Origin of the sequence: Oceanobacillus caeni (assembly GCF_042678465.1) — a bacterium.
Taxonomy (GTDB): Bacteria; Bacillota; Bacilli; order Bacillales; family Amphibacillaceae; genus Oceanobacillus; species Oceanobacillus caeni.
On record NZ_JBHTKV010000065.1, the window covers coordinates 1 to 1,873 of the forward strand.

The following is a 1,873-nucleotide window of genomic DNA, read 5'->3' on the forward strand; positions in this document are numbered from 1 at the left end:
ATAGGTTTGAGGTGGAAGCGTGGCGACACGTGGAGCTGACAAATACTAATCGATCGAGGACTTAACTAAATTCTTTTGTTGTCATGATTTACTCTTATTTAGTTTTCAGGATACAAATCCTAATTGAATATCATTTGTCTGGTAGTGATGGCGGAGAGGTCACACCTGTTCCCATACCGAACACAGAAGTTAAGCTCTCCAGCGCTGATGGTAGTTGGGGGTTCCCCCTGCGAGAGTAGGACGCCGCCAGGCAATATGGAAAGACAGGATATGATAGAAAATCATATCCTGTCTTTTTTATATATGAAAGTTAAAAACCTATCCCATCTGCTATTAAAACAAACGTTTGATCTATAATACATAATTTTATATCCTTTCATGGGATTCGACATTTCCAGGGAAATAATGATGAATTATCATAAAGGAATCGACAATTTAGGCAAGAATAGGAACTAAGCAGTGTTATATCATTTAGAAGTTTTAAACTTTAAGGGGGTCGTTTGAGGATATCAGCACTCGGGAGTAATTTATCAGCATTGGCTTGAGGAAGAACAAGACTTTATAGTTGATGTAGTTAATCATAAATAAACATTTGAAGAAATTGTAACTACAATAGAAAACCATACAGAAAGTATATAAATCCATTCTCACTTTAATTGGAGAATGGATTTACCTTTTATGTTTTTTTAGAAAATATTATTACAGTTAAGTACCCATTAGCTTAATAAAGTTTTATTCATTTTCCTTTAAAATCCTTTATATCTCTCTAAAATCTTATCTTCTTTGAGTGATATATTAAATAAGTATCAAGGAATTATCTCTTTATTTCAGAAAACTTAATTTCATATACAAATTGAAGTTTTCTATAGTAATCTTTTTCTACAAAGTCTGTGGGCTTAACCTGTGTCGTCGGAGATTCAAAGTAATGTAAGCCAACTTCTTTCAACATTGAATAAACAAATTGTGAGCAAAACATAATGTTAGGTTTAAGTGAAACTTTGGTTACAAGGCCTACTAAATTGTAAGCACTTCCTTCCAAATTAATTAACCTTATTTTATCTAATATCATTTGTTTTTGTTCTTTTGTTGCTGGAAGACTATAAACTATAATGTTGCTGTCCTCTTTCTGATGAAACGACTTTAAATCTTCTACATTTAATCCCGGCTGCTGAATATTATCCCCACCATTATAGCTAATGATAGTCCTTAAATCTTTATCAAAACTAAGAGAAACATGATTATATTCCTTTTTTGTAAATACCGAAATCAATTCACTGGCTGGACTTCCTGTACTTGACACAATGATATATAGGTTATTATCTTCCTTGATTGAGAGCTCACATTGTTCAAAGAAGGTACTAGATAAATTATTTTGACTCGTGTACTTCGTATAACGATGCCTCGGAAGATCCGACATAATCTGTTCCATATTTGCTCTATTTATTTTTCCCTTACTGTCTTTAATTGTGTTAATGAAGATTTTTCCTTTTTCTTGAAATAGCTTAATTGCTTCAAAGGTCACAACATGGCCATTCTCGTTTGATGGAAAGAATTTGTTTTGTAGTACATAAAGATAATTTATATAGAGTAGTGAAAAGGGGAAAAATATTAAAAGCACAGCAATAATCTTTTTAGTGTTCTCGAATGAATCACCGCCGTTTAATGGATAGATTACAACAGCATTATAGGTTAGTTGAATCGTAAATATAATAAGATAACCAATTAACAACAACCTTTTTGTTCGTTTTGTATTAGATGATTTCCAGAGATAGCTAATTGAGAATATGAAAATGATTGTTGTAACCGTCAAGTAGGATTAAACGATTTTCCACAAATAAGGTTCAACAGTTTCCCACAATTATGATTCAACACC

1 protein-coding gene and 1 rRNA gene are annotated in these 1,873 nt (G+C 32.2%); one reads left to right on the forward strand and one right to left on the reverse strand.

The features are described 5' to 3' along the window. Window positions 1-137 precede the first annotated feature (137 nt). Window positions 138-252: ribosomal RNA gene (rrf, locus tag ACFQ18_RS17995) — 5S ribosomal RNA — on the forward strand. 562 nt (window positions 253-814) lie between these two features. Here the strand turns inward: rrf and ACFQ18_RS18000 are convergent. After that, window positions 815-1,810 (reverse strand): hypothetical protein, encoded by a 996-nt coding sequence (locus ACFQ18_RS18000; protein WP_379566881.1) that lies wholly within the window; start codon window positions 1,808-1,810, stop codon window positions 815-817. Window positions 1,811-1,873: the final 63 nt, after the last annotated feature.